Genomic DNA, 22,782 nt, shown 5'->3' with positions numbered 1-22,782 from the left:
TTCTCTCCCGTGTTTCACGCAACAGCTATGCTCAGACATAACGCAAAAGCCAGTCCGGATATCGGCACGTCAGCGATATCCGGAAGAAACCGGACAGCACCTGAAATATCACCGTACCATCATCAGTCTGATATGGGGACTCTCTTGATACCTGCTTTTTTCATCTTAAACACACCAATAACACAGAGCAACATCCCATACCCCAAAAAAACAGCTGCATGAGCCTGAATCAAAACAGCGATGTCCGGTGTATAGAGACGAATCATAGTCCAAGGTGTTTGAATTAAACGTGAAAATAGAAAAATGAAGCTCAGGCCGAAAACGATGGAAAAAACCCCTATTCCTGTCCACAGTTTAATTGCCTTCATTTTTTTTGCAAGAACAGTCCCAGAAGTTACAGCGGTGAAAAGAAAAACGGTCACTGAACCTAAGAGAAACCACTGGATGGTATTCGTTAAGTCCGGTAAGGTGTGGATCTCTTCTTCATTCAAAATGGTACGAACCCCTTCCATGATGGAAAGGTACTGCTCTGCCTCCATCTGGTGAAACTTATTTGTGAGAAGCACTGCGCCTAGGTTTTCTTCAGGAAGCAGGAAAACTTCTGACCGGTAGCCCGGTGTTCCACCCGGATGCCATGGAAACGTGGAATTACGAAACGGATTCTTATAACGCCAGCCATACCCGTACGACTCCCCCTCTCCAGGTTCGGATAAATAAACCGCCCGCATTTCATCAGATAAAAGCACTCCCCCTTCTAAAAGAAAGGACAGAAACGTTGCTATGTCTTCAGCACTTGAAACGATATATCCGTACGGAGCTCCGGAGGGGTCGTAGAACCCGTCGCTTTTTACAGCCATACCAAACCAGGACTCATAGCCCGGCAAATACCCAAGTGCCAACTCCTCATAGTAATCCGCCGTTGTGTTGGTCATTTCAAGTGGTGAAAAAATGCGATTGTCCATAAATTCAGCAAAGGACTCGCCTGAAACGTCTTCAATGATCGCTCCCAGTAAAATGTAATTCACAGACAAATAGTCGTAGTGCTCTCCAGGAGCTTTTGCCAGAGTAATACCGTTTAACTCTTCTGCAGCTTCTCGTATCGTTGTCGTAGTGAAATCATCCGTCACCCGGTGACTGTCCTCAGGAGCGATTCCGCTCTTTAGTTCCAGCAGGTGCTGAATGGTGATCATCTCACCAGTCGGAGAATCATAGGAAAACCACGGAAGATGCTGGTCAATCGAATCCTCAAGCCCAACAACGCCGTCATCAGCCAGTATCATTATCGCCAAAGCGGTCAGGGGCTTGCTCACAGAGCCAATGATAAATGGAGAAACTTCGGTTACGTGTGACCCATCACTCCTATCTCCCCAGCTGTTTTGATAAAAAAGTCCGTCTCCTTCCACAATGGAGAGTGAAGCTCCGGGAATATCGTATTTCTCCAACGCTTCTTCCATGTAGCTGTCGAGCTCGTCACTCATGTCTGCAAGCGAAACTGAAGGAAAAATTATCAGAAACAAAAAGAAACAAACCATTGCTTTTTTCATTTAACAAGTCCCCCATAACCTAATTCGACTATTTATTTTTTATCATCCCGTAAAGGTATAAGAAGGCTGTCTGCTTCCCCAGTTCTTCAGCTGTTTTCTCACCGGTGACGAGATACTGGTATGTCAGTTGTTCGATTGATGCGGTAATGGCTTCTGCCAGGAGGTTTGGATCAACATCACCCCTCACAGCTCCGTTTGCCTGATGCATTTTCATGTTCGCTGAAAGGATATCGGTAATCTTTTTTCTTACTTTGATTCCTTGTTCGCTTGCGAGTACAATTTTCAGCTCATTTGAATGGTCTCCCAAAAACGTGAATATTGCCGTATAGGTCCGTGGCATTTCTTCTTCTAGTTTTCCTGACGGGTCTCTCAGCGTTTTACTGGCATCCGTAAGAGCTGCCAGGCGTACTTCAAACGTATCTACAATCTCAGCGAGCAAGTCGTCCTTGCTTTTAAAATGAAGATAAAAAGCGGCTTGTGTATAGCCCGCAGCCTTCACCACTTCGCTTACGGTTGTGCCCTTAAAGCCTTTTTCGGCGATTAATTGTGTGGCGGTATCGAGAATGATTTGTTTCGTTCGTTCGCCTTTTTTCATGATGATCACCTCTGTCGAAAACTAACTAATTAGTTAGTTATATTTTAAATAGTAAAGCGTTGGAAATCGATAGGTCTTTTCCCTTCAAGTTGGAAATTGTCACCTCCCGCCCGCCCAGTCATAAACTATATATTATTTGACTCGGATAGAGGTGTTTGTCGTGGCAGTAATTTCAGGTGATGAGTATAAACAGCGGATCGACCGGCTACAGTCAGATGTATGGATTACCGGAAAAAAGATTGAGGGTCCCATTTCCCGGCATCCGGCATTTAAGGGAGCGATTCAGAGCCAGTCAGAGCTTTACGATCTTCAAAAAACTCCTGATTATTGTGATGTTTTTATCCATACTGACGAGTCGGGGCGTTCATTCGGCACGTCTTATCTGATTCCAAAAAGCCTTACGGACCTGGCGAAAAAGCGGAAGATGGTACAAATGCGGGCCCGGTACACGGGTGGATTGATGGGGAGAAGTCCGGATTACATGAACACGGTTCTGGCTGCCTTTCGAAGCTCTGTTCACATTCTTGAAGGGGAGGAAAACTGTTTTCCTGAAAATATCGTAAAACTTTATGAAAGAGCCACAGAACTTGACCTTTCCTTTACCCATACGTTTATTAACCCTCAAAATAACCGGAGTCTTCTTGCGTTTATTGATGATGACCAGCCAAACGCCCGGGTGATTGACCGGACCGATGAGGGAATAGTGGTCCACGGTGCCAAACTCCTTGCGACACAGGGCGGGATGACGGACGAGATCATCGTTTTTTCTCCTCCTGGTGTGGTCGATCAGTCCCAGGCGTTTGCCTTTTCAATTCCCAGTGATACGAAGGGTCTCACCTTCGTGTGCCGCAAGTCATTTACCGGAAACGGATCAGGCTTCGACTCTCCGTTAAGTACACGGTTTGATGAAATGGACAGTCTCGTTATGTTTGACCATGTCGTTGTTCCATGGGAGCGGGTGTTTTACTACGATAACAATAAAGTGGCCAATGATTTTTTTACTGCAAGCAGTTTCGCTCCTTTTACCCTGCACCAGATTGTTTCCCGGCAGGTGGTGAAAACAGAGTTTGTTCTCGGGATTGCCCGGATGATTGTGGACTCCATTAATATTTCGGAATATGAACACGTTCAGACGAAAATGACAGAGATCATTAAAGGACTGGAATGTGCACGGGCGCTTCTCATTCAGTCCGAGGTGGAGGCGGAAAAGGATGAGCGAGGTGTGGTGATTCCCGGGTGCGGGCCTCTCTATGTGGCTGTGAATCTTTTTCAGGATACGTATCCACGCTTTGCTGAGATCATCCAGATTCTCGGCGCAAGCGGCATGGTCTGTCTTCCTGACGAGGGCCAGTTCGACTCTCCTATCGGGGAGGATTTATCGAGATACATGAAGGGGTGCGACATTGGAGGAAAAGAACGGGTGCAACTGTTTAACCTCGCGGCGGACTTGTGCATGAGTCAGTTTGGCAGCCGGCAGACGCTCTATGAACGGTTCTTTTTCGGGGATCCGGTCAGGCTGTCCAAAACGATTTACCAGGCTTACAACTTTGATGGTTACAAGACGTTTGCAAAGTCATTTTTGGAAAGAGAATAATGGTGGGTCCTGTGCGCAGGCGTGCATGGGGCTTTTTGTTTAGCTTGGTGGAGGGATATGATGAATGTTTGTATGCTTATCATGAATTTTCTTTTATTATCATGAATCTTCTCCTTTTATCATGAATCCTCCCCCTTTTTCCCTGAAGCAGAATCGTTTTTCCTGAATCAGGAACTCCCCCTCCCCGCCGTCCTTGCTGAAAAATTCTCTCCTTAATCTACTGACAACCGCTCCTGCACCCTGTATGCTATGTAATGAAGGAGCGTATGAACATGACTACTTTTAAACCGATTACTCCTTCCCACGATCCGTGGGAAGCTTATGAAGACATAAAGCAATACGGGGAGATGCGTCTGACCAATGTGGAGCTTACTACAACCACCCTCTGCAACATGAGGTGCGAGCATTGTGCAGTAGGCTATACCCTTCAGGCAAAAGACCCGGATCCTCTTCCTCTTGAACTGCTTCTTAAGCGACTGGACGAAGTGGAGCATCTGAAAACACTGAGCATCACAGGCGGAGAGCCGATGCTCTCCATGAAGAGTGTGAAGGAATACGTTGTTCCACTCCTCCGCTATGCCCATGAGCGCGGCATCAGAACCCAGATTAACTCAAACCTTACCCTTCCGTTAAAGCGGTATGATTTAATCACACCTTATCTGGACGTGCTGCATATTTCCCACAACTACGGCAGTGTGGACGACTTTGTGGATATCGGGTTTGCCGTGATGGATAAAAAACCGACCCGGGAACAGCGTGAACGTTATTTTCACCGAATGGTTGAAAACAGTAAGGCCCTCACGAGTGCCGGCGTAATCGTATCTGCAGAAACGATGCTCAACAAGCGGACACTGCCGCACCTTGAGAGCATTCACGAGCAAATTGTGGAGATGGGGTGCCAGCGCCATGAAGTGCATCCGATGTACCCCTCAAGTTTTGCAAGTGCTCTTGAAACCGCAACCCTTCCTGATATTCGAAAAGGAATTCACCGCCTTCTGGATCACAAAAAAGAAGACGTTTGGATGCTGTTCGGGACGCTTCCGTTTTACGCCTGCAGCGACGACGAAGAAGACCTTGCTTTATTGAAGAGATTGTACGACACAGAAAATGTGACAGTCCGAAATGATCCGGACGGCCGGTCCCGGGTGAACTTGAACATCTTTGACGGAACGATCAACGTTACTGACTTTGCTGATGCACCGCCCCTTGGGAACATCGAAGACACGACACTTCAGGAAGCCTACGACACGTGGCGTGCAAGCAGCGTCTCCAAGTCCATCGACTGCCACTGCCCTTCGGTAAATTGCCTTGGACCGAACCTTCTTGTAAAAGACGCCTACTATAAAAACATGGACTTTACGAAACGGGAATCCCGGATCGCATTCAGTAAATAAGAATCGAGGATAACGCCATGAGCTCAGAAAAACAAACCATGTCAAAACTACATGAACCAAATACCTTTTCTTCTTTACTAAAAGCGTTTCGTTCCATGGGTATTGAAAAAAGGGACAGCCTGATCGTCCACTCCTCCCTCAGCTCTCTCGGCTGGGTTTCAGGAGGGGCACAAGCCGTCGTTTTAGCCCTCATGGAAACGGTCGGTGAAGAAGGAACCCTTGTGATGCCGACACAATCCGCGGATCTCTCGGACCCGATGCACTGGGGCGACCCTCCTGTTCCCCGGGAATGGTGGCAGACCATCCGTGACACGATGCCCGCCTTCGATCCGCACTTAACACCAACGAGAGGAATGGGACGCATCGTGGAAGTGTTCCGCACCCATCCGGATGTTATCCGGAGCAGCCATCCCCAGCATTCGTTTGCCGCGTGGGGGAAAAACAAAGACTGGATGGAAGGACAGCCTCTCTCATTCGGCCTTGGTCCCGATTCCCCTCTTCAAAAACTGTACGACAATGATTGCAAAGTTCTTCTTCTCGGCGTCGGCTTTGACAGCAACACGTCCTTTCACCTTGCCGAGTACCGGTTAAAGGACCCGGTCATTGACGTAAGCTCCGCACCCGTCATGATTAATGGGCAAAGACGCTGGGAATCCTTTGAAGACGTAGAGCATTACGAAGAGTGGTTCATCGAACTGGGCATTGCCTTTGAGAAAAGTACTTCCGTGAAGACCGGAAAAGTCGGAGCAGCAACAGCGAAGCTCTTCCCTGCAAGAGAGTCTGTTCATTTTGCCCGGGAATGGCTTCAGGTAAAGCGGGACAACCGTCCGAAAGACTTGTAAATCATTTTAAAGCCCTTGGGGATGCTGATCTCCAAGGGCTTTTTGTTGGGGACTTTTCTATGGCAGCTTTTTTAGCATAACCAGGAGAAAGACTTGCTATTTGAAGGAGCACCGTCGTAAACCCTGATGCTCTTTTTTACAGATAGCCTGCTCTTTCTTACGGATAGAATCTTCTTTTCTACAGTTAGTCCCCCTCTTTCTACGGTTAAACAGCACGATTCTACGGTTAGCTTCCTTTTCCACCTCAATCGAACAAAAACACAAGCTCATCATAATATCTGAATACGATCAATGGGAAATTTGGAAGGAACAATGTAAAAAGTAGGAATTAAACGGCTTTCTTCTCTTTATTAACGGCTTGGGGGGGCGGTTATTAACGGCTTGAAAACAGCCATTAACGGCTTCCCCCTTCCTTTTAACGGTTTAGACCCACAACCACCAACCCCGCCATCCCACAAAAAAACGGCCCCACTAAAGGAGCCGCCTTCCTCTTATTTCGGCTGGTTGGCCGTGATGAACTTGAAGTCAAGATAGTCCTGAATTGGAATCCACGCGCCGATGCCCTGCTGGGTGACGTTTTTCACTTCGAGCCAGCGTTTGTCGCCTTTCATGCGGAGATACACTTCTCCGTAGGTGACTTTTCCTTTTTCGTTTACGGCAGGAACATACGCATACAGATAACCGACGTTTTTCGTTGGAATGTTATACGTGCGCTCCACCTTTGTGCCGTAGCCGATGACCGTGTGAAAGCTCAGCGGCATCTTCGTTTTTTCCCCTGCCTCAAGCATCATCATTTTCTGGACCATGTCGGCGTTTGGAATGTCGGCAGTCAGTCCGCCTTTGATTTTCTTCTGCTGTTCCTGGTTAAAAGAGATCGGCTTTACTGCTGTGCCGCCGCGGTTATCCTGATAATTCGTATTTACCTTCTCGAACTCCCAGTTTACCGTTGTTTCATCGGAATCGTATGCCAGGGGCCACTGTCCGAGAAAAATCGACACATTCATGCCAAGAGCGAGCTTTGATCCTTTTATGGTCGATTCGTTAAACATTTTAATCAGATCGGGATTTTCAATTTTAATATCCGTCGTGCTCAGTAATTCCGAAGCCAGATCGCTCGGATGAAGGCGCGGAAGATCCTGCGTCGGATTTGGATAAGTATTTTCCTTCGAGATATTCATGGCAGAGCCCGGAACAATGTTTTCATCCTGCTTCGGCTGTTCGGCCTCTCCTTCTGCAAAAGCATAGGTCGAGAAACTGAGTAAACAAATCATCACTGCAAGTGTTAATAAGATCAGTCGTTTCATGGTGTCCTCCTTAAGATGTCTTCGTAAGTGTAGTTTTTCTTGGAAAAATAAAAAATATCCAAACACCATGAAACAGTCTTATTTTTCTATCCCCTCATTCTCATCATCCAGGATCTTAATCTCACGCCATTTACCGAAATAGTAATAGCCGATAGCGATCACACTGCTGATCACAAAGCTTACGGCCATCCCAATCGGAATCCCCTTCTCACCGTACAGGCTGGAAAAAAGCAGTGTCATCGGGTAGCGTAATATCCAAAACGAAATGGTATTCAGTACAAACACCTGAAACATCGCCCCCGCAGCCCGGACAATCCCGTTCAGGACGAAGTTGATCCCCAGAAACGGATAAAAGAATGCGACGGTTTTGACATAAGTGGCACCGAATTCCACCGTTGCCGGATCGTCTACAAACAACGCAATAAGAAACTCGGCACTGAAAAATACGACTGCCCCGATGGAGAACGACACAAGGAGAATGAGAACCATTCCGCTCCGGGTTATATCAGACACCCTCTCCCAGAGCCTGGCCCCGATATTTTGCCCGGCCATGCTGTTCACAGCGGAACCGAGGGTAAATGCCGGCAGCATAATCAGGCTGTCGAGACGCTGGGCAGCGCCGAAACCGGCGACGACTTCTTCCCCGAAGTTGGTAACAACGGTCATGATCGCAAGCACACCGCCGGAAATCACCATCATGGAAAGCCCTGACGGAAGCCCGAGCTTAAAGATCATTTTTAAGTATTTCACCTGCGGAATTGACGGCTTCGTGAACGGAACCCCTGCCTTCGCGATCGAATAGATAAGTCCGTACACAAAAGCGGTTCCCTGTGACACAATCGTCGAGTAGGCAGCGCCGCTGATGCCCATATCCAATACCGAGATAAATACCGGCGTTAATATGATGTTCAAAATTACGGCAAGAAGCACAAACCGGACAGGCGTCTTACTGTCTCCCAGCGCCCTCAGTACAGTGGCAATAAAGTTATAGCCAAATAAAAACACTATCCCGATAAAGTTAATCTGTAAGTATGTGATGGCCAGAGGCAGGATTCCCTCCGGCGTTCCCATCCATCTGAGGATGGAGCCCGACAGGAAGAAGCCGACAATTCCCATCACAATGGTCATGGAACCCAAAACCACAACAAATGCGTTCAACGATCTTTTCAGCCCTTCTTCATCATTAGCTCCTTTTCGCTGGGACAATACCGTCAGAGCGGCCGTGTTGAGACCGATGATAAACGACAGGATCGTGAAGATAACGGTCCCGGAAATGGCAATCGCTCCGAGGGCATTGGCCCCGAGCAGGTTTCCTACCCACAGGCTGTCAATGATCTGATAGGATGTCTGCAGCATGTTGGTTAAAAAAATCGGAGCCGAGAAGAAGATCATTTTCTTCATAATACTGCCTTCAGTAAAATCATACTGCTTGTTCGCCTGCAAGATTCAGTCACCTCGTTTCGAAAAAAGAAGGAAGGGGAGCCCCCTTCCTAAAAACCATTTACACTAGTGTAAACGTTTCTTCCAATTCCACTCGTCCTTCGACGGTCTGGGCCATCGGGCAGTTTTTGCGGGCAAGATCAATCGCTTTCTCCACACGGGATTCTTTTAACTCTTCCCCTTTAATCGTATAGTGAAGGGCGATTTTAGTAAGGCGGTTTGCTTCCGAAGGCTCACGGGTGACGTCTGTCTCAATTTGAATATCCTCTACCTTCATTCGTTGCTTCTCCATCACCTTTCTCAGCACGCCGCCGCTGCATACGGCAATGGCACTGACCATAAGCTGATAGGGGCGGTACCCGTATTCTTCGTTTCCTGAAACGGTTAGCTTTCCGTATTCAGTTTCTGTTTCAAATGCGTTTTCTCTCATCCAAAATTTCATCTCTGCATCCCATCCTAACTGATTAGAAGTCTTGCTTTATTTTACCCTCTTTTTGTCGTCTCCGTCACGCGAAGCGGATTGGTGTTTGCGAGTGAGTCACTTAGATCCCAGCTTAGATTTCCAGTAATCTGGATGAGGATCTGGTTATCTTAACAAAAAACGTGCATAAATAAATATTCGTCCGTAATAAATCCACCCAAACCGGTCAAATCTTAACACGAACCCTCATAACCTCCCCCGTTAACGGACGTTCCGCTCCCTCCAAGCCTTTTTTGATTTCCCATAAAAAATCATTTGCAAACCGAAATAAACCGTCTACAATGGAAAAGGATTGTTTGAAGGGAGGCAGCAAAATGGAACAAACAGCACAGCCGGTTAACAACCCTGTATTCAGGTATTGGGTACTAGTAGGGATGGTTCTCATTGCCGGGTTTTCACAGGGAATGCTGCTGCCGGTTCTTGCGGTTATGCTTGAGAATGCCGGAATCGCATCGTCTGCGAACGGTCTGAACGCAGCCGCTCTTTATATTGGTATTTTACTGATTTCACCGTTTATTGAACGTCCCGTCCGGACGTTTGGATATAAGCCGGTTATTATTACCGGCCTTTTGTTAGTCACTGTTTCACTTATTCTTTTTCCTTTCTGGCAGGCTTTCTGGTTCTGGTTTATCCTGAGAATCATTGTCGGCGTAGGGGACAACCTGATTCACTTTTCCACGCAGGTGTGGATCAGTACAACCAGTTCAAAGGAAAAGCGGGGGCGTCAGCTGTCCATTTACGGACTGGCCTTTGGTATGGGATTCGGTCTCGGACCGCTGATGACGAGTCTCTTAAGCGTGAACGAGTTTCTGCCGTTTATCATTGCGTCTTCCACAAGCTTCATTGCGTGGATCTTCATTTTGTTTTTAAGAAATGAATGGCCCGATAACGAGATCGAAACGGCAGCTAAAATGGGAACGATGGGACGCTACAAAAAAGTGGTGAAACTGGCATGGTTTGCGTTTCTGCCAAGCTTTTGCTTTGGTTATCTTGAGGCATCCCTTCACGGAAACTACCCTGTATATGCACTCCGGGCAGGGATTGATATTGAATGGGCGGCCGTGCTTCTCTCAAGCTTTGTGTTCGGAAGTCTGTTTACCCAGATCCCGCTTGGCATGCTCAGTGACCGGGTCGGCCGGAGCAAGGTGCTCAGGGTGATTATCTTCTTCGGTCTGATTGCGTTTCTGTCCATGAGTACGGCGGAACAGAACATGTGGGTTCTCCTCACTTGCTTCATCATCGCCGGAATGCTTCTCGGTTCTCTGTTTTCCCTCGGGATTGCCTACATGGCTGACCTTCTCCCAAGTTCTCTTTTACCAACGGGGAACGTGATGATGGCCGTTTTGTTTGCCCTTGGAAGTATGACAGGGCCTCTGGCCGGCGGTTTTTTCATTGAACTCATCGGGGACGGTGCGATCTACTATTCCATCAGCGGCATGCTTCTTCTCATGCTGATTGCAGGCTTTATTTTCGACCGGACGACGGGGAAAAATCAGGAACAAAGCGAAGCGGCTTAACACAAACAAACAGCCCCTCCATCAAAAGGAGGGGCTGTTTGTTTACTTAGCAAAACTTATTTGAAGTTGCCCACCTTCCATGCCTTTCTCTTTCCGTGGAGGTGCCGGTAAGCTTCCTCAAGCTCCGTGAGGTCACTAAAAATGTCTATTGTCTTAAAAGCAGGTTCTGTTACAGGTAGATGTTGATTTCCGCTCATTGCACTTTCCGCGGGCGGTTCGGGAGCCTCCTCGACGCTTTGCGTCCGCGGGGTCTCCCCGGAACTCGATACTCCCGCAGAAGTGTCGCGCATTCGCTCCAATCAACTATTTTATAAAGTTAAAAGACTCTTTAATCCATCATAGGAAAAGCCCTGAAGTGGCGACGTTAATTTCAACGTTTGACCTTTTCAGTGGACCTCTTCCGCATTGCACTCACCCTGGCGTCCACTCCCACAGGAGTCTCAAGCAATCCGGCTGCATCAGCACACTTCTCGCAAGAAAGCTCTTAAGAACCACCTTCTCCTAATGCCCCATCATACGCGGGATAAATAAAACCGCATCCTCCCAGTACGTAATCACGATCAAAATCAAAATCCCCATCCCCAGAAAAGGCAGAATCGACTTAACAAGGCTTTCGAACCTGACCTCTGCTATGGAGGATACAATAAACAGCCCTGTTCCGACCGGCGGTGTAAGAAGGCCGATAGTCAAATTGATACAGATAATCACCCCGAAGTGAATCGGATCGATCCCAAACGCAATCACAAGGGGCATCAGCACCGGAAGCAGGATAACGAGCGCTGCTATCCCATCCAGTATTGCCCCTAAAAGCAGCAGCATCAGGTTAAGGAGAAGCAAAAACGCAATCGGATTATCCGTAAGGGACAGCATGCCATTTACGATCATCTGCGGAATCTGTTCAAAGGCAATCATCCATCCGAAAATATTGGCCATAGCGATCAAAAATGTTACTGTCGCTGTGCTGACAACCGTGCTGTATAAAATTGACGGTGCTTTTCGAAGCTTCAGTTCTTTGTACCAGAACGTCCCGATCAGATAGGCAATAAAGCACGCAATCGCAGCCGATTCTGTGGCGGTAAACGCTCCGCTCAAAATTCCGTACACGATCACAAACGGAACAAGAAGGGCCGGGAGTACATTGACTGCACTTTTCAGCATCTCACTGACCGGTGCCCGTTCACTTTTCGGGAAGCTGTATTTGTAACCGAGCAGGGCAATAACAGTAATAAACCCAGCTCCGTAGATGAGACCCGGTATGATCCCAGCCATAAACAAGCCGCCGATGGATGTCCCCGACAGTGTGCCGTAGATGATAAAAATCATACTCGGCGGAATGATAGGTGCCACGATGGAAGAAGACAGTGTCAGGGCAGCGGAAAAATCTTTCCTGTACCCCTCCTTTTCCATCTGAGGGACCATCACTTTACTCATCATCGCCGCCTGGGCATTGGCGGAACCGAGAATAGACGCAAGAAACATGTTGGAAATGACCGTTACGTAAGCCAGTCCCCCTCGGACGTGGCCGATAATAACACGTGTAAACTTTACAAGGCGCGAGGTGATTCCACCGCCATTCATGAGCTCCCCTGCCAGCATAAACAAAGGAATTGCCAGGAGTCCGAAGTTTTCCAGCCCAGAAAACAGCCGCATCGGTGTGGACTCAAGAAGCATGGGATTTCCAGCCAGGATAAAATACAAGACTGTTGTAATCCCCAACACGAGAGAGATTGGAATTCCGATCAGAAGAAACGCAAAGAAAAGGATAACAAGCAGTAATGTCATTTTGCTTCTCCCTCCTTTACGATGGTTGTCAGGTTCGCTGTAATATGTACAAAAGCACAGGCAAAGCCAAGAGGAACCACGGTATAAGGGATCCACATGGGGATATTAACCGAATTTGCCCGCTGATAGCTGACCCCTGATGATGTAATCCACTTCATGCTGTAATAAAGCATCAAAAGAAGAAACGAAATCATGATCAGGTGCCCGATGATGTGCAGCACTTTTCTCACCAAAAACGGCACATTGTCCAAAAGTATCGTCACAGAGGCCTGGGACTTGTATTTAAGCCCCAGGCTTCCGCCGATAAAGGTAATCCAGATTAACAGGAAGATGGAGATTTCCCCCACCCATGACAAGGGAGCATTTAAGAAATACCTGAACAGCACCGATGTTGTCATGAAAACTGCCATGAAGAAGATGAGAACAATAGCGAGACCTTTTTCGAATTTTGCAATGCCAGCACTGAGTGTATTCAAGGAAAAGCTCCCCTTTCTCTCTCTGTTATCTGAATGTGTCGATGAATTCCTGAATCAGTTCGTCACTTGGTCCGTACGTCTCATCGAACTGCTCAATCTGTTCTGCAAAAACGTCCTGATCAAGCTCGTAGATGGTCATACCTTCATCCATCAGCTGCTGCTTGAACTCTTCTTCCTGACTTGCCCGTTTTGTTACAGCGTGATCGGCAGCCGCTTCAAGAGCGTCTTGGACGATCTGCTGATCTTCTTCAGGCATGCCTTCAAATAAGTCCTGGTTGGCAATGGCGACCGCCGGCCAGACCATGTGGTTCGTTACCGCCCCGTAATCAACGACTTCAAAATAGTTGTTTGTGATTGTGGCATCAAGGTCCATATCCATACCATCGATCACGCCTGTTTGAACGGCTGCATAAACTTCAGGCAACGGCAGTCCTTCTGAAGCAGCTCCCGTGAATCGGTAGAAATCCTGCATCGGCGGACTTGGTGTCACTCGAAGCGTCATCCCCTGCATATCTTCAGGAGTACGTACTTCTTTATCTTTAAACAGCATGACCCGCTGGCCGGCAAACAGGTAATCAAGGCCCGTAAGCCCCTGCTCGTCCAGCGTATCGAGAATCTTCCTTGCTACATCGGATTTTCGTGCTTCGTGGGCTTCTTCCAGTGAATCAAAGGCATAAGGGGTAAACCAGGCCGCAAACGGGTTTGATCTGGAGCTCATGTATGCTGCCGTGATGAAACCAAAGTCTACAGAACCGGATTCAATCTGCTGTACCATGTCAGCCTCTGTTCCTAACTGACTTGCAGGGTAAATTTCAAGTGACATCCGGCCGTCAGAGCGTTCATCGAGCTCTTCCCCGAATTTTTCAGCAGCCTCATGCCACATATGGGATGTAGGTGTAATGTGAGCCAGCTTAAACGAATACGTTTCTTCAGAGCCTCCGCCATTATCGTTTCCGTTACTTGCATCGGCTGTCGCATCTTCATCTCCGTCATCTCCACAGGCTGCCAGTACCATTACCAAAACGGCCATCAACATTAACGTAAGTAAATGCTTAACATGTTTCACATTGTTTCCCCCCAATTTAATTAGTCAGACGGTCAATCCTATACAGGCCAGCCCAGAAGGGTTACCGCCTCTTTTCTTTTTCCGGTCTTCATCAGCCCTCTGATTCTTGTGGATGAAATGACCGCCCCCTTGTCACAGCAGATGGTCTCTGCTTTATTGACAATGTAATGTGTGCTTAACAAACCCACATCGCCTGCTCTGTTTTTTCCGAAGCGAAAGTCTCCTCCCACGTAAATTTCACGCGGGGAAAAAGCAGACAGGTCCAGAATAAATTGTGATGCTGTTCTCTCTGTATACGCCCGGTCAAAGCTGGCCACGATCACTGTATCAACGCCCAGCTTCTTTATTCTTCTCACCTTTTCACCGACAGGCGTGAGTACATCCGCTGCTCTGAAAAACGCCTTTGGAGGAGGATCAAACGTGAATACGGCACTCGGGATCCCGAGCAGCTCACTTTTTCTGATCATCTTCCGGATGATTTCCTGATGCCCCCGGTGAACGCCGTCAAAAGCCCCTATCGCCATGACACAGCCGGCCTCTTTCGTGCAGGCGTTTCCATATACGTTCATGATGCAGACCCCCGCTTACGTTGATTCTTTCATCTCTGCTGCTTTTGATATCCCGTTCGAACCCCAGTTTTCGTGCGGCATTTCATGAAGCAGCACCTTCACTCTTTCTCCGGGAACATCAAGGTTTTCGCTGATTGCAGTTGTAATATCCTGAATCAGATGCTGTTTCTGTTCCCGGCTTCTTCCTTCAAGAATATGAATGTGTGCAATGGGCACCGTTTTCGCCTCCTACTTGCTCAGGCTCATGGAAAGAGTTCCGAGCCCCTCGTAATCTACAAGAATCTCATCCCCTTCTTCCACATTCACAGCTTCTGTAAATCCGCCTGTAAGAACAACCATCCCGGCTTTAAGGCCAAGGTCTTCTTTATGCAACATGTTCACAAGTTCAGCTACGGACCTTACTGGATGACCGAGAACGTCAGATCCGACACCTTCGTGCTGTACTTCGCCGTTCTTCAGGATTGAAACGCCCATCTTATCCCACGCCTTCTCATACGGTGAAAAAGCCTGATCACCGAGGAGGAATTTGGTTGACGATGCGTTGTCCGCCACTACATCCTCAAGCGTAAAGCTGAAGTTGCGGTAGCGGCTGTCGATCACTTCAATTGCCGGCAGTACGCAATCCGTAGCCATCCATACGTCCCGTGGCCTGATGTTTTCCCCTTTCAGGTCCTTCTTTAAAATAAACGCCAGTTCCGGCTCCACTTTCGGATGAATCAGCCCTTCCATTGAAAGAACAGAGCTGTTCATTTCCATCGAAGACGTGAGTCGTCCGTAAATCGGCTCCTCAACACCCACCATCTTTTGTTTGGCTGCGCTGGTGAGCCCCATTTTCCAGCCAATCAGACTGTCGCCGCGGCTGGCCGCCTCTTCCATACAGATTCTCTGAATCTTGTAGGCGTCTTCCACTTTTAATGAAGGGTAGGAGAGGGTTACCTTGTCCATCTCCCTGCCTTGCTGCTGGTGTTCATCAATATGTCTTGCAATCTCCTGAAGATCCATTGCCATGCCCCTTTCCTAAATCAATGCCTCTTTCTTCTTTGCCAGATTCTGAGCCACATCCACAATCATGTCTTCTTGTCCCCCGACCACTTTCTGCCTGCCCAGTTCGACTAAAATGTCCCGGATATCCAGGTTGTATTTTTGCGCCGCTCTTTCAGAATGAAGCAAAAAGCTTGAATACACACCCGCATAGCCGAGGATAAGACTTCCTTTTTCAATTTCCTGCGGCTTGGGGAGAATTGGAGCGACAATGTCCTGTGCCAGATCCATCATGGTGGAGAGATCTACTCCTGTGTTAATGTCCATCTTATCCAGAACGGCCACCATGACTTCCGTCTGTGTGTTCCCGGCGCCGGCACCTAACGATCGGATGCTTCCGTCGAGATAGGTGGCACCTGCTTCCATGGCTGCTAATGAGTTGGCCATGGCAAGAGACAGGTTGTTGTGGCCGTGAAAACCGATATTAATTCTAAGGGACTGACGGAGAGCCTTGATTCGTTCAGTCACTTGATGGGGAAGCAGTGTCCCGGCTGAATCGACAACATAGACCGTATCAGCTCCGTAGCTTTCCATCAGTCTGGCCTGTGTGACAAGCTCTTCGACCGGTGCCATATGAGCCATCATGAGAAAACCGACTGTTTCCATACCGAGATCCCTGGCCATATGAACGTGCTGCTTTGATACGTCTGCTTCGGTGACGTGGGTGGCTATCCGCGCCATTTTCGCCCCTGCCTCTTCTGCCGCTTTCAGTTCATGAACGGTCCCGATTCCCGGAAGAAGAAGGACGGCAATTTTTGATCTGCTGCACACAGAAGCAGCTGCACGGATCAGCTCCAGCTCATCTGTTGCCGAACGGCCGTACTGTAACGATGAGCCCCCGAGTCCGTCCCCGTGAGCGACTTCGATATAAGGAACATTTGCTTCATCAAGTCCCCGGGCGATGCGCGTTACCTGATCGACCGTGTACTGATGGGCCATGGCATGACTGCCGTCCCGAAGCGCCACTTCTGTTATATACACATCCCGTTTATTCATACTTACTGCCTCCCCGCTGCTTTTGCTTTACCAGTGGATGTCTGACCCAGCTTGGATAAGGCAATTTCTTCAGCTACTTTTACGGCAGCCGCTGTCATGATATCGAGGTTTCCAGAGTAGCTTTCCAGATAGTCTCCAGCCCCCTCCACTTCAATAAAGACGGTCACTCTGTTTTCATCAAACACAGGTTCTGACCGGAGCCTGTAGCCCGGCACGTAGCGCTGTACTTCCTGAACCATGGCCGCAACTGACTCTGTTACTGCCTCTTTATCCATGGCTCCTTCACTCACTTCACAGTAAACCGTGTCCCTCATGATGATCGGAGGCTCTGCAGGATTTAAAATAATGATGGCTTTGCCTTTTCTGGCTCCGCCGATCGTTTCAATCCCTTTTCTCGTGGTGATCGTAAACTCATCAATATTTGCCCGGGTACCGGGTCCCGCACTTTTACTTGCGATCGTCGCTACAATTTCCGCGTAATCTACAGGTGCAACCCGGTTTACGGCATGAACGACCGGAATTGTCGCCTGGCCTCCGCACGTGATCATATTTACAACTGCCTCGTCACTGAAGTCATCCATATTCACCGGCGGTACCACCGACGGCCCTACGGCAGCCGGGGTTAAATCAATCAGCTGTTTACCGGACCCCTTTAACGCTTCCACGTGTTTCACATGGGCTTTTGCAGAAGTAGCATCAAACAGAATGTCTGCAAGTTCCGGCCTTTCGAGAAATCCGTCAATGCCGTTTACGATTACTTTCAGTCCGTTTGCCTTAGCACGCTTCAGCCCGTCCGAATGACGGTCGATGCCGATCATGGTCGTGACTTCCAGTATTTTTGAACGCATCAGTTTCATAAGGAGGTCTGTTCCGATATTTCCTGATCCTATGATGCCGACCTTCATTTTTTCCAAACAGGTACACTCCAATCTGTTATGTTTTCTATCTCTCATTTACGGTCCGAATGTAACCTTTACCGTCCCCAGCTGATCAAACTCAGCATGGAAGGTGTCTCCCGGCTCCATATCCACTGCCGCAGACAGGGCTCCGGATAAAATAATGTCCCCGGCTTTTAAGGAAGACCCCAGTTCATGCAACTTCTCTCCAAGCCATGCTACACAGGCAGCCGGGTGTCCGAGAACGTCTTTTCCGGATCCTTCATTTACAAATTCTCCGTTTTTATAAGCCCTCATCGTAAGTTCCTCAAGATTCACGTCGTCTGTGTTAAACGGCGTATTCCCGAGAACGAAAAGGCCTGACGAGGCATTGTCTGCGATGGTATCGGGGAGCTTGATTTTCCAGTCGGCAATCCGGCTGTCAACGATTTCGATGGCCGGTACCACATATGCGGTCGCTTTGAGAACATCGTCAACGGTGATCACTTTCTTTGCAAGGTCCTCTTTAAGGACAAACGCAACTTCAGCCTCGGCCTTTGGCTGCATCACATGTTTAAAGGAGACCACGCCTTCGTTTTCAATTTTCATCGTATCCAAAAGATGGCCGTAATCAGGCTCGTCCACACCGAGAAGCTTCTGCATCGCTGCCGACGTGAGGCCGATTTTTCTCCCTACGACCCGGTTTCCAGATGCCACTTTTCGTTTGATCGTTTCCATCTGTACCCCGTATGCTTCTTCAATACTGAGTTCAGGATGAATTTCCGTGAGCGGCTGGATGCCGTTTCTCTTTTTTTCCGCTTCCAGCAGGCAGTCGGCGTATTCCTTTACTTTCAGACTCATAGGTGAGTCACCTCATCTCTTTATAACTTAATCGTGACATTGGACAGTTCACTGTAAAAATCAAAGCTGTGAGCACCGCCCTCGCGACCTACACCGCTCTCTTTCATACCTCCAAACGGCGTACGGAGATCCCGCAGGTACCACGTGTTCACCCAGATGATCCCTGCTTCAATCCGGTGTGCCACACGGTGGGCACGTCTGAGATCATTGGTCCAGATGGAAGTACCAAGGCCGTACTTCGTGTCATTGGCGTAACCGATCACTGCTTCTTCTGTGTCAAAAGGCATGACTGTCACAACCGGACCAAAAATCTCTTCCTGTACACAACGGGCCGACTGGCCGAGACCGGTAATAATTGTTGGTCGGACAAAACAGCCTTTGTCCAAAGAATCGGGACGGTTTGTTCCACCGGTTACGACCATACCCCCTTCTTCTTTCGCCAGATCGATGTAACGAAGAACGTGTTCGTAATGCTCCCGGCTCACAAGGGACCCCACATTCACTTTTTCATCAAACGGATCACCGACTTTCAGCTCCTTAGTCCGTGCCGTAAACTTTTCCATGAATTCGTCATAGACGGTGCTTTCTACATAGATCCGTGACCCCGCGAGGCATACCTGCCCCTGATTGAGAAAGCTTGATTTAAGCGTAGTCTCGATCACTTCATCCAGATCAGAGTCTGCGAAGATGATGTTTGGATTTTTTCCCCCAAGCTCAAAGGAGACCTTTTTTAATGACGGCGCTGCCGACTGCATAATCGCCGTTCCTGTTTTTGTATCTCCTGTAAAGGTAACGGCATCCACTTCCGGATGCTTTGTAATGGCCTCTCCCGCTGAATCGGCACCGAATCCGTGGACAAGGTTTACAACACCGTCCGGAACCCCTGCATCTTTGCAGATTTCAGCAAGTACCGTTGCTGTCATCGGTGTCCACTCCGACGGCTTCATCACTGCTGTACTCCCGGCAGCAAGGCAAGGAGCCAGTTTCCAAGTGAGAAGGAGCAGAGGCAGATTCCACGGATTGATCATTCCTACAACACCGACAGGACGCCTGATCGCGTAGTGAAGCGCTTTTTCATCCTGCTGGTAGGCTTCAGTCCCCATGGAAGTGAGGTAGTCTGCGAAAAAGTAAAAGTTATGTGCTGCCCTTGTAATATCCATCTCGAGAGCAAGAGCATAGGGCTTTCCTGTATCCGTGGCTTCCAGGAAGGCCAGTTCTTCTTTTCGTTTTAAAATCTCGTCTCCGATTCTTCTGAGAATGGAGGAACGCTCAAAGGAGGACAGGGACTTCCATGGACCTGTTAAGGCCCGTTTGGCTGCCTGAACAGCTCTGTCTACTTCCTGTTCCCCGCCAATGGCAATGGTCCCGATCACATCTTCAGTGGCAGGATTGATGTTATTGACCTTTTTTTCTGAATCGATGAAAGCGCCATCGATAAAATGCCGGCAATCGACAGGCTTATATTTTTTTAACGCTTCGTGCTCCATCACTTTTGATTGCATACCGGTTCGTCCTTTCAATCTGGTTTGATGCAGCCCGATTTGTGCCGGTCTGTGAAGACCGGCACAACAGGACTCTACTCCTCAACTTCAACAACGAGCTCAATTTCAATTGCGGTGTTGTTCGGGAGCTGGGCCATGCCCACGGCTGATCTTGCATGTTTTCCTTTTTCTCCGAAAACCTCAACGAGTAAGTCAGACGCTCCGTTCATGACTTTGGGCTGATCCGTAAACATCTCCGTGCTGTTTACAAAACCAAGGAGTTTAACGATCCGCTTCACCTTACTCAGTTCGCCCACCTCGTGTTTGATCACACTGAGGAGGTTAAGCATGGACTGTCTTGAAGCAAGGTATCCTTCTTCCACATCCAGGTCACGGCCGAGTTTTCCGTGGTATTCATCGACTCCCTGTCCTGATGTATATATCAGGTTTCCTGTTCTCACATAGCCAACATAGTTACCGGCAGGTTTCCGCACAGGCTTTAGCTTCAGTCCGAGATTTTCAATTTTCTCTTCCGGTGTGAGGGTCTGATTAACCATTTTCGGTCTGCCTCTCTTTCACTTTAAGGAGACTTGCCGCTGTTTCTCCCATAAGTTTCGCCCGGTCTTCATGAGACAGGCTCTTCATCTGGCTGATCGTTTTACCCGGCGGTGATTCTTTTAACAGGAACGGATAGTCAGATCCCATAACAAGCTTGTCTACGCCGAACTTTTCAATCAGGTATTCCGTGTTCTGCTCATCGTACGTTAGGGCATCAAAATAAAAGTTCTTCATGTAATGACTCGGCGGATGCTCGGTTACTCTCAGATCCGGCCAGACATTCCACCCCTGATCGAGCCGCGGCAGGATGTATGGAAAAGATCCTGCTCCGTGGGCAAACCACACTTTCAGATCGGGGCATTTCTCAATCACACCGCCCCAGATAAGGCTGGCAGCAGCAAGGGCAGTCTCACTCGGCATTCCGACGGTGTACATAAAATTATGGCGCGGAGTACGGTCTTTGGCCAGCGTTTCCCACGGGTGGATAAACACCAGAACGTCCCATTCCTCAGCTTTTTGGAAAAAGGGCAGCAGTTCAGGAGAATCGAGGTTCTCACCGTTCACATTGGTTCCGATTTCGATGCCGGAAAGGCCCAGCTCATGAACACAGCGGTCCATCTCTTTAATCGCTGCCTCCACATCCTGCATTGGAACAGTGCCAAGTCCGATAAACCGGTCCGGACGTTCCTTTACCATCCCCGCAATAAAGTCATTTTGAAGCTGAATCATTTCAAGGGCCTGTTCAAGAGGCGCCCAGTATGAAAAGGTCACAGGAATCGGTGACACGACCTGCATGTCGATCCCTTCTTGGTCCATGTCTTCTACGATTTTTCCTGGTGACCAGACCTGTTCTGTTACTTTTCTGAACAGCTTTCCCGCCACCATAATGTCTGCTTCCGTTTCACTCGTTTTAACGACCACCGGCCAGCGCTCCTGTCCGTATTTAGCCTGAAAGTCCGGCATGTCAGGAGGCATGACGTGGGTATGGGCATCTATTCGCATTTCCACACTTCCACTTCTTCCGGCATTACATGTCCGCAGTTATCACACGTACGAAGCTCCTTGCTTCCGTTAAATTCTTCGATTGCCCCTTTTACCTGGGTTTCAATGTTGGTGAGCTGAACGGTCGCTTTATGCATAAGGTGATCACAGTTATCGCAAAACCATACGAAGTCCTCCAATTCACCTTCGCCCCGCTTTCTTTCAAGGACGATACCGTACGTATCAGCCACACGGTGCGGAGAGTGAGGGACGTTTGCCGGCAGCATAAAGACTTCCCCTTCTTTTACCGTAATCACTTCACGCTCCCCTTTGTCATTGATGCACTCCACGTAGCAGTCTCCTTTCATCTGATAGAAAAATTCATCAGACGGGTCCACATGGAAATCCCGGCGGCGGTTCGGACCGCCAAGAAGCATGGCAATGAATTCAGAGTCTTCCCAGAGAACTTTGTTGTTCACCGGCGGCTTGAGTAAATGCTTGTTTTCCTCGACCATCTGCATTAAATTAAACGCTCTCGATTTTAAATCCATTTTTCATTCCTCCTGGTATTTTGGCGGCGAGGATAAAGGGCCTCCTCCGCATTTTTAAAATTTGTAAACGCTTTCAAATCGAATTAATGTAACCTAGCTCTTTTGAAATGGACTGTGCTGTTCCCTTCACGCTTTGAATAATCTCGTTTCTGTGGCGTCCTTCCATATAGCTGACCGGACCGACCATGTTCAGCGCTGCGACCGTCTGTCCCGTGTAGGACTGGATCGGGGCTGCAATGCCGTACAGGCCGAGCTCGTTTTCGTTATTGCTGATTGAATAGCCCTGCTTTCGGATTTCTTTTAATTCCTGTCTGAACTTTTTCACACACGTAATCGTATTGGCAGCTCTCTGGGTCAGTCCCTTTGATATCGTTGGCTGGATGTACGAAGGATTGAAGGATAACAGTATTTTTCCGGTACTCGTACAGTACGCCGGTTTTTTTGCCCCTACATATGTAGGTACCGCTACAGATCCCTTGGCCGCTACTTTCAGGACAAACCGGACTTCCCCCGCATCAAACATGCCGATGTGAACAGTCCCGTTATACTTGTTTATCAGTCCTTCCACAAGAGGAATCGCCTCGTTGTATATGTCCTGCTGATACATCACATGATTACTCCATTCAAGGAGCTTCCATCCAAGGCGGTATTTCTTTTTGTTGTCCTGGATGAGCAGTCCTTCTGCACAAAGGGTTTTCACCAGGTGATGCACCGTACTCACATTCATTTCGAGCATTTCTGCAATTTCCTGATTACCAAGTACAGGTTTTTCATTGGTGAAACAATCCAGGATCCTCGTAATCTTCTGTACCGACGATATCATGCACTCCACCC

Annotated in this window: 23 protein-coding genes; 4 read left to right on the top strand and 19 right to left on the bottom strand. The window is 48.4% G+C overall.

All coding sequences use genetic code 11. From position 1 onward, the window contains the following. Positions 1 to 122: 122 nt before the first annotated feature. Entirely contained in the window at positions 123 to 1,544 is a 1,422-nt protein-coding gene (locus tag EBO34_RS18030) for a serine hydrolase domain-containing protein (RefSeq protein WP_122901181.1), read from the bottom strand. 28 nt (positions 1,545 to 1,572) lie between these two features. Beyond that, positions 1,573 to 2,139, bottom strand: coding sequence for a TetR/AcrR family transcriptional regulator (locus tag EBO34_RS18025; RefSeq protein ID WP_122901179.1), 567 nt, complete (start codon positions 2,137 to 2,139; stop codon positions 1,573 to 1,575). A gap of 160 nt (positions 2,140 to 2,299) precedes the next feature. Between EBO34_RS18025 and EBO34_RS18020 the strand changes: the two genes are divergently transcribed. From EBO34_RS18020 to EBO34_RS18010, 3 genes are all read left to right on the top strand, one after another. Next, positions 2,300 to 3,733, top strand: coding sequence for a 4-hydroxyphenylacetate 3-hydroxylase family protein (locus tag EBO34_RS18020; RefSeq protein WP_122901177.1), 1,434 nt, complete (start codon positions 2,300 to 2,302; stop codon positions 3,731 to 3,733). A gap of 266 nt (positions 3,734 to 3,999) precedes the next feature. Then, positions 4,000 to 5,127, top strand: coding sequence for a radical SAM/CxCxxxxC motif protein YfkAB (gene yfkAB, locus EBO34_RS18015; protein ID WP_122901175.1), 1,128 nt, complete (start codon positions 4,000 to 4,002; stop codon positions 5,125 to 5,127). Positions 5,128 to 5,165: 38 nt separating this feature from the next. Next, positions 5,166 to 5,969, top strand: coding sequence for an AAC(3) family N-acetyltransferase (locus EBO34_RS18010; protein WP_221175162.1), 804 nt, complete (start codon positions 5,166 to 5,168; stop codon positions 5,967 to 5,969). 491 nt (positions 5,970 to 6,460) lie between these two features. On the opposite strand, the gene EBO34_RS18005 is transcribed toward EBO34_RS18010, so the two are convergent. The 3 genes from EBO34_RS18005 to EBO34_RS17995 all read right to left on the bottom strand — a co-directional run bounded on the left by EBO34_RS18005 (position 6,461) and on the right by EBO34_RS17995 (position 9,155). Continuing rightward, positions 6,461 to 7,273: a YfkD famly protein gene (locus EBO34_RS18005; RefSeq protein WP_122901171.1), complete on the bottom strand. Its 813-nt coding sequence runs from the start codon at positions 7,271 to 7,273 to the stop codon at positions 6,461 to 6,463. Between the two features lie 78 nt (positions 7,274 to 7,351). Then, complete coding sequence (locus EBO34_RS18000; RefSeq protein ID WP_249414146.1) at positions 7,352 to 8,716, bottom strand: MATE family efflux transporter; 1,365 nt, start codon at positions 8,714 to 8,716, stop codon at positions 7,352 to 7,354. A 58-nt stretch (positions 8,717 to 8,774) separates the two neighbouring features. After that, complete coding sequence (locus tag EBO34_RS17995) at positions 8,775 to 9,155, bottom strand: OsmC family protein (RefSeq protein ID WP_122901169.1); 381 nt, start codon at positions 9,153 to 9,155, stop codon at positions 8,775 to 8,777. A 353-nt stretch (positions 9,156 to 9,508) separates the two neighbouring features. Between EBO34_RS17995 and EBO34_RS17990 the strand changes: the two genes are divergently transcribed. Beyond that, the gene (locus EBO34_RS17990; protein ID WP_122901167.1) at positions 9,509 to 10,711 is read left to right on the top strand and encodes an MFS transporter; all 1,203 of its coding nucleotides are present in this window, start codon (positions 9,509 to 9,511) and stop codon (positions 10,709 to 10,711) included. Positions 10,712 to 11,212: 501 nt separating this feature from the next. On the opposite strand, the gene EBO34_RS17985 is transcribed toward EBO34_RS17990, so the two are convergent. The 14 genes from EBO34_RS17985 to EBO34_RS17920 all read right to left on the bottom strand — a co-directional run bounded on the left by EBO34_RS17985 (position 11,213) and on the right by EBO34_RS17920 (position 22,771). Continuing rightward, positions 11,213 to 12,493, bottom strand: a complete 1,281-nt coding sequence (locus EBO34_RS17985; RefSeq protein ID WP_122901165.1) for a TRAP transporter large permease — start codon at positions 12,491 to 12,493, stop codon at positions 11,213 to 11,215. Then, entirely contained in the window at positions 12,490 to 12,969 is a 480-nt protein-coding gene (locus EBO34_RS17980; RefSeq protein ID WP_122901163.1) for a TRAP transporter small permease, read from the bottom strand. Before EBO34_RS17980 ends, EBO34_RS17985 begins: the two co-directional genes overlap by 4 nt. Positions 12,970 to 12,994: 25 nt before the next feature. Continuing rightward, entirely contained in the window at positions 12,995 to 14,035 is a 1,041-nt protein-coding gene (locus tag EBO34_RS17975; protein WP_249414145.1) for a TRAP transporter substrate-binding protein, read from the bottom strand. Between the two features lie 38 nt (positions 14,036 to 14,073). Beyond that, complete coding sequence (locus EBO34_RS17970) at positions 14,074 to 14,604, bottom strand: FAD synthetase family protein (protein WP_122901161.1); 531 nt, start codon at positions 14,602 to 14,604, stop codon at positions 14,074 to 14,076. A 15-nt stretch (positions 14,605 to 14,619) separates the two neighbouring features. Then, on the bottom strand, positions 14,620 to 14,820 hold the full coding sequence (gene thmT / locus EBO34_RS17965; protein WP_122901159.1) for a 2-hydroxymuconate tautomerase: 201 nt from the start codon (positions 14,818 to 14,820) through the stop codon (positions 14,620 to 14,622). Positions 14,821 to 14,832: 12 nt separating this feature from the next. Beyond that, positions 14,833 to 15,612 carry a 2-keto-4-pentenoate hydratase gene (locus tag EBO34_RS17960; RefSeq protein ID WP_122901157.1) on the bottom strand — a complete coding sequence of 260 codons (780 nt, stop codon included), beginning with the start codon at positions 15,610 to 15,612 and terminating at the stop codon, positions 14,833 to 14,835. A 9-nt stretch (positions 15,613 to 15,621) separates the two neighbouring features. Continuing rightward, positions 15,622 to 16,641 carry a 4-hydroxy-2-oxovalerate aldolase gene (dmpG, locus tag EBO34_RS17955; RefSeq protein ID WP_122901155.1) on the bottom strand — a complete coding sequence of 340 codons (1,020 nt, stop codon included), beginning with the start codon at positions 16,639 to 16,641 and terminating at the stop codon, positions 15,622 to 15,624. Between the two features lie 2 nt (positions 16,642 to 16,643). Further along, on the bottom strand, positions 16,644 to 17,555 hold the full coding sequence (locus EBO34_RS17950; RefSeq protein ID WP_183163947.1) for an acetaldehyde dehydrogenase (acetylating): 912 nt from the start codon (positions 17,553 to 17,555) through the stop codon (positions 16,644 to 16,646). A 39-nt stretch (positions 17,556 to 17,594) separates the two neighbouring features. Then, positions 17,595 to 18,377 carry a 2-keto-4-pentenoate hydratase gene (locus tag EBO34_RS17945; RefSeq protein ID WP_122901151.1) on the bottom strand — a complete coding sequence of 261 codons (783 nt, stop codon included), beginning with the start codon at positions 18,375 to 18,377 and terminating at the stop codon, positions 17,595 to 17,597. A gap of 20 nt (positions 18,378 to 18,397) precedes the next feature. Beyond that, positions 18,398 to 19,879 (bottom strand): aldehyde dehydrogenase, encoded by a 1,482-nt coding sequence (locus tag EBO34_RS17940; protein WP_122901149.1) that lies wholly within the window; start codon positions 19,877 to 19,879, stop codon positions 18,398 to 18,400. A gap of 74 nt (positions 19,880 to 19,953) precedes the next feature. Beyond that, positions 19,954 to 20,415: a RidA family protein gene (locus EBO34_RS17935; RefSeq protein WP_122901147.1), complete on the bottom strand. Its 462-nt coding sequence runs from the start codon at positions 20,413 to 20,415 to the stop codon at positions 19,954 to 19,956. Further along, positions 20,408 to 21,424, bottom strand: coding sequence for an amidohydrolase family protein (locus EBO34_RS17930; RefSeq protein ID WP_122901145.1), 1,017 nt, complete (start codon positions 21,422 to 21,424; stop codon positions 20,408 to 20,410). The genes EBO34_RS17935 and EBO34_RS17930 overlap by 8 nt, the downstream gene beginning before the upstream one ends. Further along, complete coding sequence (locus EBO34_RS17925) at positions 21,409 to 21,948, bottom strand: 3-hydroxyanthranilate 3,4-dioxygenase (RefSeq protein ID WP_122901143.1); 540 nt, start codon at positions 21,946 to 21,948, stop codon at positions 21,409 to 21,411. Before EBO34_RS17925 ends, EBO34_RS17930 begins: the two co-directional genes overlap by 16 nt. Before the next feature lie 73 nt (positions 21,949 to 22,021). Then, the gene (locus EBO34_RS17920) at positions 22,022 to 22,771 is read right to left on the bottom strand and encodes an IclR family transcriptional regulator (RefSeq protein WP_122901141.1); all 750 of its coding nucleotides are present in this window, start codon (positions 22,769 to 22,771) and stop codon (positions 22,022 to 22,024) included. Positions 22,772 to 22,782: the final 11 nt, after the last annotated feature.

Source organism: Alteribacter keqinensis (assembly GCF_003710255.1).
GTDB classification, from domain to species: domain Bacteria; phylum Bacillota; class Bacilli; order Bacillales; family Salisediminibacteriaceae; genus Alteribacter; species Alteribacter keqinensis.
This window is presented reverse-complemented; position numbering and strand designations above follow the sequence as displayed.